The sequence below is a fragment of the Aeromonas sp. HMWF014 genome, assembly GCF_963878295.1.
Lineage (GTDB): Bacteria > Pseudomonadota > Gammaproteobacteria > Enterobacterales > Aeromonadaceae > Aeromonas > Aeromonas popoffii.
This window is the reverse complement of the sequence record NZ_CAWNYS010000456.1, coordinates 1-8233: the sequence shown is the minus strand read 5'-3', so window position 1 is coordinate 8233 and position 8233 is coordinate 1. Positions and strand designations below refer to the sequence as shown.

Below are 8233 nucleotides of genomic sequence, written 5' to 3'. Positions count from 1 at the left end.
CTACATGGGGCTGGTCTTTACCGCACTTTCCGGAATCGGTTTGCTCGCCAACTTCATGAAAATTGCCATCTACGGGGTGCCGCTGGGCGGGGACGATCTCGGCAACCTGCTGGCGCTGCTGCGTATCCTGTTGGGGCAACATCCCGTGTTGCCAGTGCTGGGCGCCAGCCTGCTGCTGTTTCTCTGCTGGCGTTTCGCCCTGTCACGCTGGATCCTGCGCACCGCCGCCGCCACCGCCGCCTTCTTTGCTCTGTGTGTATTCGCTACCCAGACCGGCAACAAGCTGCTGGGAGCCAACATTCGCTACGTGGACAGGGCGGTCAACTATCACAGGGACATCATACGGGCCGGCCCTGGCCTCTACCTGTTCAATCTGGTGGACGAGATGCTGCAAAACGGCAGCGTGTTTCGCTACCCCTTGCAGATCAACGAGCTCACTCCCCAGCTCAGCCATGCGAGCGAGGTGCAACCCCCCCGCTTCGATCTGGTGATAGTGCTGCAGTACGAGTCGCTCTGGCTCGGTTGGCAGGACAAGATCTGCGCCCCACCCCCTACCCTGAGCCTGCCCGCCAGCGTGCAGCAGTGGCACAAGACCATCCACTCTCCCACCACGGGCGGCATGACGGTGCTGGCCGAATTCGAGATGAACACGGGCCTGCCGGTGGGCCTGCTCAGGCAAGGGGTCGTGCCCTACTACTACCTCTCCGAGCAGGTGCCCGGCCTTGCGCAAAGTGCCAAGCAAAGTGGCTACAAGACCCTGTTTGCCCACCCCTATGTGGAGAAGTTCTGGGGCCGCGCCAAGGCGATCCCGGCCCTTGGTTACGAGGAACGCTGGTTCGATAGCCACTTCACCACGCTCGAACATAAAGGGCTCTATATCTCGGATGATGCCCTGATCGATCACCTGCTCAAGCGCAGCGAACAGGATAACCAGCCATTGTTTGCCTATGCGGTCACCATGCAGGGCCATGGCCCCTTCGACGGGGATCGCTATCAGGCCCAACAACTCGACAAGGCCTGCCCTGATCAGAGCGCGGCAGAGCGCCAGCTGCTCAACACCTACTACACGGGCGTGGTGGATGCCATGGCCTCGCTGGAGCGGCTACTCAAGACTCTGGACCAGTCCGGCAAGCGGTATCTGGTGGTAGCCTTTGGCGATCACCAGCCGTTCCTGATGTCGGCGGGCAAGGGGATTCATGGTGACAAACCGCCTCGCGATGCCACTTACCAGATCCCCATGATGGCCTTTACCCGCAATGATGGTGGTATCTCACTCGCGCAGCAGTTTGCCTCTGTGCGCCAGCTCTACCAGATGGGCCAGGCCACCCGCCAGCTGCTGGCGGGAGACTTGACCCCGATCCCGGAGCTGGCCCTGCTCCATCCTGTGCTGGGTGAAGAGAAGGGATTCGACGTCTCGCCCCTGGTGCCACAGATCCGGGCCAGCTTCCGGCCGGATGCCCTGCCCTGATCCCGAACCTGGGAACGTCAAAGAGGCCGCTGTTGCGGCCTCTTTGCATAGTGCGGTTGACGGGATGACTCACTCGCCAAGCCAAGGCTCGCACAAGGTGAGGGTCTGGGCATCGAGATCCAGCTCAGCCTCGATGCCAAGAGGCAGGGTCAGCATGGGGTGGGTGTGGGCGCAGTCAAACTCCGCCAGGATAGGAAAGGCCGGCTCCCCCACCACCTCCAGCAGGATATCGAGCGGCCGCTTGCCACTGCCCTGATGATCGAACAGCTCGTGCTTGCCGAGAACCAGGGCGCCGATGCGGTCAAACACCCCGCACAGCTTGAGATGGGCAAAGGAGCGCTCCACCGTATCCGCTGTCAAGAGGCTGTCTTCCAGCAGCAGAATATCCCCGCGCGCGATGGCTGGCATATAGGGGGAGTCCCAGATCCCCGCCATGGTATTGAGGTTGCCACCCACCAACCGTCCCCGCACCCGACCAGCCCCCACCGAGATCTGCCGGTTAGGCTGACACTGCTTGGCCCGCGTCTGGTTTTCCCAATCGAGCCGCTCGTCGGTCCAATAGGCAGGGGTCGGCAAGGTATGAGGCACGGCGCCCCCACCAGCCAGGCAGATCTGGCTAAACCCGGCCAGGGTCTCATCCACCAGCGGTGACAATTCACCGAACGAGGCCACCAGCGCCGGGCCATAAAAGGTAACGAGGCCGGTTTTGGCATAAATGCCGAGCAGCAGGGCCGTCACATCCGAGTAGCCGATGATGATCTTGGGATCCCGTTTGAGCGCATCAAAATCGAGATAGGGCAACAGGGAGTTGGAATTGCTGCCGCCAATCACCGACATGATGCAGCGCACCTCGGGGTCGCGAATAAGGGCATTGAGCTCTTCGGCCCGCGCAGCGATGGAGCCGGATCGCCAGTGATCCTGCTGGCCAGTCAGGCTGCCCGCCTTGAGCCTGAAGCCCTGCGCTTCCAGAAAAGCCCTTGCGCGAGCAAAGCGATGTGGCGCCCAGGCCGTGGCCGCGCTGGAGGGGGAGAAAAAACCTATGGTATCGCCAGGTTTAAGCCCTGGCGGCTTGAGTAACGTCATCGCAAGAAATCCTGTTCCGAATATGGCCATCCAGGGCATGGTGCCCACAAAAGAGGACTCATAATAGCCACTCCATGACCCTGCCGTCATCAGGAAAAGATGACAGCGTCAACGCACTGGTCAGCTCCAACCGGTGGATGATCACGGGCTCAAGCCCAAGCATGGGGGTGCGGAACGAGCCACTCGCTCGTCGGTTTAGAGCCGCACTGCGTATGGAGGCTGACCATCAAGAGCAGAAGGCGCTCATTAGCCGATTTGGCTCAAACTTCAAGTGATACAAGTGTCAGTTGTGACCCATTTCGCCTTTCCATAGGGTGAGTCTGTCCCGGCCCTACGCCGGAGACTGACCCACTTCGTCACGAGGACAGCATCATGATGCAGCTCGACACCCGACCACCTCACCCCAGCCCCTCAACACGGGTACGTTTCCACGCAAGCCACCTCGCCGAAGCCGGTACGGAGGCCACGCCATGACCACGATCACCACACTGGATCTTGGGGATCAAGGCCTGCTGGCAGCCTACCTGTCTGCGGCCTCACCGGCCCTACTCAACCAGAGCTATGCCAATCTGCTGCTGATGCAGCAGTCCCTGGCCAGGAGTGAGCTCGACTCATCTTTGGCCGTCAAGATTGAGGCCTACCAGGCGCAGATGCTCAACCAGTCGCGCTACTACCAGCAAGATAACCTGCCTGGCTTTATCCATCTGTTGAGCCATGGCTCGAATTTCTACGCCCTTGTCGCGGCGTTCAACCGGTTGCTCGGCCAGGATGACGATGCGGCTGTGCTGGCCGGGCGAGCCCGGTTGGCAGAACAGCTGACCTCGCTGGCCGATCAGGCCCAGAGTTACCGGCTCATGGCCCAGACACTCAATACCCGGTTCCAGATCGCCTGGGGTTCGCTGCGTCCCCTGATGGACAACTTCCTTGGGGTGATCACTCGGCTCGAGCAGGATCTGATCGCCGACGCCCAGCGCCAGGCCAAGGCCATCGACGCACTGAACCAGGCCATAGCGGCAAACATTCAGGCCATTGTCGATGAGGGTGGCAAGGCCGGTGACGGCGTAGGCCAACTGGGCCGCGCTATCGTGACCTCGTTGGCGCTGGAGGAAACCCCCGCCGGCAAGCCTGCCGCGAGTCAAAGCTCGGCCAAGGGGTCAGATCAGCAGACCCAATACATGATCTCCGGTATCCAGGCCCTGTCATCCGGCATAGCCGGTGCCAGCCTGGCGGCCAAGGAGCTCAAGGCCAATACCCAGAAACTGGCACTGGCCTACCAGGCGCTGGCCGAGACCAACGCCATACTGACGGTCGCAAAGTCAGTGCAGGCCCAAAACCAGCTGTTTGTCAGCACCTACGAGACGGTAGCCCTGGCGATCACTGGCCTGCCCCTGGGCTGGCAAAAGGTGGCCGACGCCTATCAGAGCGCCGTACCCCTGGTGGCCGACCTCAACAACAGCGGTGATGTACGTCTGCTCAGGCGCACCCTGGCGCTGAATACCCAATCCTGGCAACAGCTCTCCGATCAGGTGAGTGACATCAAGGCCGCCTACGCCGGCAACGGCGTCCTGCCCGACGCTTAATCCCACCATAAAAGGACGATATACATGATGAATGCAACCATCTCCATGGACCAGAGCATGGCCGGTCAGGCCGGGCAAGCGCTGCAGATCCAGACCTATTGCAACAGCGTCAAGCAACAAGTGTCAGTGGACTTCAGCCAGTTCCCGAATCTCAAGGAGAATCAGACCCAGATCAACCAGGGACTGGACGTCGCCAAAGGGCATGCGGACCTGTACCTCAACCAGATCCAGCCACAGATCATCACCAACATCAGTAACATCTCCAACTACTACGCCCTGCAAAATGCCATCCCGACCGTGCTCCCCCCCGGTTCCACCAAGGCCCAGTGGCTCAGGCAGTTGAACGTTATCAAGGAACAAGCCACCGAGTACCATAAGGTCTCTTCCGATACGCGTCTCATTATCCTGGATCTCAACAACCAGCTGATCATCGACTCTCGCAACTTCCAGGGCATAGTGGTGAACCTCAACAGCAAGGTACAGGGTGACAACGGGGTGCTGGCTCAGCTCAACGGTGACATCGACAAGGTCAACGCAGCCATCGACGGCGCCATCGCCGGCATCGTGGTTGGGGGGTTGTTAGTGATTGGCGGAGCCTTCGTCACCGCCATAGGCGCAGTGGCCGACTTCGTCACCGCTGGCACCTCGACGCCTGTGGTCATCGGTGGCGTCGCCATGATGGTTGCAGGTGCCGCCGGTATTACGGCAGGCTCCATCGTGCTGCACAACTCGTTGGGCGCCCGCCAGGATCTGTACCAGAAGCGCAGCAGCCTCAACAGCGAGGTACTGATCGCCACCCAGATCGGCAATGGTTATCAAGGGCTCCAGGTGCAGGCCCAAAACGCTGTCTCTGCCGCGACCCAGATGAGCAATGCCTGGGACTCCCTGACCTCGGATCTCGGCAGCCTGATCACCGATCTGGACAAGGGCATCACCAGCGGCGACGACATCCGCCAGCTCTGGTTGACCGCCGCCGACACCACAGTGAAGACAGTGCTCACCGACGTGAACACCATCAAAGCACAGATGGCCGGTGTCAGCCCCATACAAGTGCCCAGGACCGCCACCATAGCCGATTTCGTCGGCCGCCTGGCCGCCTGATGCCCAGAGGGCGGACCACCGCCCTCTCCCTATCGAGAAGACACCATGAGCAACGGAATCTTATCCCAGGCTATTGCCAACATGCAGCAGGCGGAAGCCACCATACAGTCCTTTAGCGGGCTCCCCCAGGGCGCCATCAACATTCAGCACAATGTGACCGAGGTCATTGCCAATCTGCTACCCGAGGTGTTGACGATGCAGCAACAGGTGCTGGTCTTCGGTCAACGCCTTGAGGGACAGCTGGAGCAGCAGCTGGCCAACCCCAACGGCCTCACGCCCCAGTCCCTGCAGGACTTCATTAATCTGGTGCAGGATGAGATAACGCCGATCCAGTCTTTGATGGCCCACACCTTGGGGGCAAGCCAAGCCGCCAATAGCCGTATCCTGCAGGACAACCTGGACCTGCAGCGGATTGGCGTCGAGCTGCAGGCCACCATCGCCGGGCTGCAGTCAAGCCTGGCGGGAGCCCGCCAAGAGCTGGATGAGCTGAACAAGAAGAAACTTTACCTGCTGGGCCTTGGGCTGCTGGGACTACCCGGCCTGATCGCCATGGCGGTGACCTTGTCGCAAGCCCAGAGCAAGGTGAACAGTCTGGAAGGACAAGTCAGCCAGATAACGGGGCAGATCCAGCGCCAGCAAGGCTTCCTCGGACAAACCAACGCCTTCTCTCAGAACTTCAGCACACTGATAGATCGCCTGACCAAGGTCGGCAACACCATTACCATCCTCGGTGGCGACATAGCCAACGTGGCCCACGATGCTGGCCAGAGGGATCCTGAAGTAGCGCGACTCTTCTTCACTGCTGCACTGATGGAGGTGAAAACGCTGATCAATGATGCCTCCTGACGTACGAATCACATAAAAAGAAAAGGAGAGGCCTGGCCTCTCCTTTTTTGTGCGTTCAGCACCGGCTGTTCCGACTGCGGCTTAGTGCAGTTTCAGCGTCGGGCGCAACACCCGGTTGATGCGGCCCACCAGCATGATGAGGCCAGTCTTGACGTAGCCGTGCAGGGCAACCTGGTGCATCCGATAAAGCGAGATGTACACCATGCGGGCTATGTGGCCTTCCACCATCATGGAGCCACGCATCAGGTTGCCCATCAGGCTGCCCACGGTGGAGAAGCGACTCAAAGAGACCAGCGAGCCATGATCATGATAGAGGTAGGGCTTCATCTCGCCACCCGCCAGCTTGGCCAGGATGTTCTTGCACGCCCGGGTCGCCATCTGGTGAGCGGACTGGGCGCGTGGCGGCACGAACTTGCTATTTGGCTGCGGGCAGGCGGCGCAGTCACCGATGACGAAGATGTTCTCGTCACGGCTGGTCTGCAGGGTCTCTTTCACCACCAGCTGGTTGATGCGGTTGGTCTCGAGCCCGGCGATATCCTTCATGAAATCCGGTGCCTTGATGCCGGCAGCCCACACCATCAGATCCGCTTCGATGAGTTCACCGTCCTTGGTGTGCAACCCTTCGGTGGTGGCTTCGGTGATCATGGTGGCGGTACGCACGTCCACCCCCAGCTTCACCAACTCCTGATGGGCGGCACCGCTGATGCGCTCCGGCAGCGCCGGCAGTATGCGGGGGCCCGCTTCCACCAGGGTCACCTTCAGGTTGTCGGTGGTGAGGTGCTTGAAACCGTAGGCATAGAGCTGCTCCACCGCGTTGTAGAGCTCGGCGGAGAGCTCGACGCCGGTGGCACCGCCGCCGACGATAGCGATCTTCACCTTGTCACCGGGCTGGTATTCGGTGGCGAACTGCAGGAAGCGGTTCATCATGCTGTTGTGGAAGCGGTGTGCCTGGGAGGGACTGTCCAGGAAGATGCAGTGATCCTTGATGCCCTTGGTGTTGAAGTCGTTGGACACGGAACCGATCGCCATCACCAGGATGTCATACGGCACTTCCTGCTCATGCACCACTATGTCGCCGTTCTCGTCGACTATCTTCGCCAGCACGATGCGCTTTTCATCGCGCTTGATGTCGGTGAGGGTGCCCAACTGGAAATCGAAACCGTGGTTTTTGGCATGGGACTGGTAGCTCAGGGCATCGATACCCGCGTCCATGGAGCCGGTGGCCACTTCGTGCAGCAGGGGTTTCCACAGATGGGTACGGTTACGGTCGACCAGGGTGATCCTGGCCTTGTTCTTCTTGCCCAGCTTGCGACCCAGACTGGTGGCCAGCTCCAAACCGCCAGCCCCGCCGCCGACGACAACAATATTGGTCATGGTTAATTACCTCGGTTCCATTAAAGCGAAGGGAGCCATCGGCTCCCTTGATAGTTGAATCCATGACGTGACGAGCAATCAGGCTTCCTTGAAAGCCTTCATCTGTTGCAGGTGGTGAGAGATGTTCTTGAACTTGTGAGTCTCTCGCTCATCCCACAGGATGTTGTAATAATTCTTCAATTCACGCTCAGTTTCGCCATTATCGCGGATTTCATCCTGAACGGAAAGGATGCAGAGGCAATTTCCTGAATTTTTACTACGAAATTCAGACACACATTTGGTGCCTATATCCTCGTACTCTTCCGGTCTGTCTATCTTGCCCTGCATGGTGATTTCTGGGTGCAGATTGGGATTGAAAATCACCTGTTTGATGCCGCACAAGAAGCCGATCCGCTCGCTCCAGTAGCCTCCCAGCCCCACCCCGCAGATGAGGGGCTTGGGGTCTGTGCTCATGTCGAGCTGCTTCTTCACTTCCTTGAGCAGATGGCTCATGTCATGACGGGGGTGAACCGTGCTGTAGTGCACAAAACGCACATCATCATCGATAAACTGCAACTGCAGCACTTTTTCATGATTACCGGGGCTGGTGGCATCAAAACCATGCAGATAGATGATCATGGACAAGACCTCATAAACTGTGTCGGTTCTATCGAAACTACCCCAGCGGCAGGGCTCTGCGCCACCAAAACATCCCACTTTCTTGCTTTGGATCACGCCTGCGGTTGCGGATGAAACCAGAACCAGGATGCCTTTACCCCCGCACGCGTATCAAAGTGAGAGC

The 8233-nt window shown here is 59.5% G+C and carries 7 protein-coding genes; 4 read left to right on the top strand and 3 right to left on the bottom strand.

Features of this window, described 5'->3' with window-relative positions; all coding sequences use genetic code 11:
* Nucleotides 1–1468 (top strand): LTA synthase family protein (locus AAC083_RS17900; protein ID WP_258224758.1); only part of this gene is annotated, 1468 nt, incomplete at its 5' end.
* Between the two features lie 69 nt (nt 1469–1537).
* Here AAC083_RS17900 and AAC083_RS17895 read toward each other — a convergent pair.
* The gene (locus tag AAC083_RS17895) at nt 1538–2551 is read right to left on the bottom strand and encodes a S66 family peptidase (protein WP_042036790.1); all 1014 of its coding nucleotides are present in this window, start codon (nt 2549–2551) and stop codon (nt 1538–1540) included.
* 470 nt (nt 2552–3021) lie between these two features.
* On the opposite strand from AAC083_RS17895, the gene AAC083_RS17890 reads away from it, so the two are divergent.
* Genes AAC083_RS17890 through AAC083_RS17880 form a run of 3 tightly spaced genes read left to right on the top strand, consistent with a single transcriptional unit; the run spans nt 3022 to nt 6078 of the window.
* A complete protein-coding gene (locus tag AAC083_RS17890) occupies nt 3022–4131 on the top strand; it encodes a hypothetical protein (RefSeq protein WP_108537319.1) in 1110 nt (369 codons plus the stop codon).
* A gap of 24 nt (nt 4132–4155) precedes the next feature.
* Nucleotides 4156–5232 (top strand): HBL/NHE enterotoxin family protein, encoded by a 1077-nt coding sequence (locus AAC083_RS17885; RefSeq protein ID WP_108537318.1) that lies wholly within the window; start codon nt 4156–4158, stop codon nt 5230–5232.
* A 45-nt stretch (nt 5233–5277) separates the two neighbouring features.
* Nucleotides 5278–6078: a hypothetical protein gene (locus AAC083_RS17880; RefSeq protein ID WP_042036785.1), complete on the top strand. Its 801-nt coding sequence runs from the start codon at nt 5278–5280 to the stop codon at nt 6076–6078.
* Between the two features lie 81 nt (nt 6079–6159).
* Here the strand turns inward: AAC083_RS17880 and AAC083_RS17875 are convergent, their stop codons facing one another.
* Nucleotides 6160–7452 (bottom strand): NAD(P)/FAD-dependent oxidoreductase, encoded by a 1293-nt coding sequence (locus tag AAC083_RS17875; RefSeq protein ID WP_108537317.1) that lies wholly within the window; start codon nt 7450–7452, stop codon nt 6160–6162.
* A gap of 78 nt (nt 7453–7530) precedes the next feature.
* Nucleotides 7531–8070 (bottom strand): alpha/beta hydrolase YcfP, encoded by a 540-nt coding sequence (gene ycfP / locus AAC083_RS17870; RefSeq protein ID WP_181364808.1) that lies wholly within the window; start codon nt 8068–8070, stop codon nt 7531–7533.
* Nucleotides 8071–8233 lie beyond the last annotated feature (163 nt).

What these genes read in the sequence shown, in the direction of transcription:
- ycfP (WP_181364808.1), bottom strand. Translation starts at nt 8,070, where the DNA reads ATGATCATCTATCTGCATGGTTTTGATGCCACCAGCCCCGGTAATCAT.
- AAC083_RS17875 (WP_108537317.1), bottom strand. Translation starts at nt 7,452, where the DNA reads ATGACCAATATTGTTGTCGTCGGCGGCGGGGCTGGCGGTTTGGAGCTG.
- AAC083_RS17885 (WP_108537318.1), top strand. Translation starts at nt 4,156, where the DNA reads ATGATGAATGCAACCATCTCCATGGACCAGAGCATGGCCGGTCAGGCC.
- AAC083_RS17890 (WP_108537319.1), top strand. Translation starts at nt 3,022, where the DNA reads ATGACCACGATCACCACACTGGATCTTGGGGATCAAGGCCTGCTGGCA.
- AAC083_RS17880 (WP_042036785.1), top strand. Translation starts at nt 5,278, where the DNA reads ATGAGCAACGGAATCTTATCCCAGGCTATTGCCAACATGCAGCAGGCG.
- AAC083_RS17895 (WP_042036790.1), bottom strand. Translation starts at nt 2,551, where the DNA reads ATGACGTTACTCAAGCCGCCAGGGCTTAAACCTGGCGATACCATAGGT.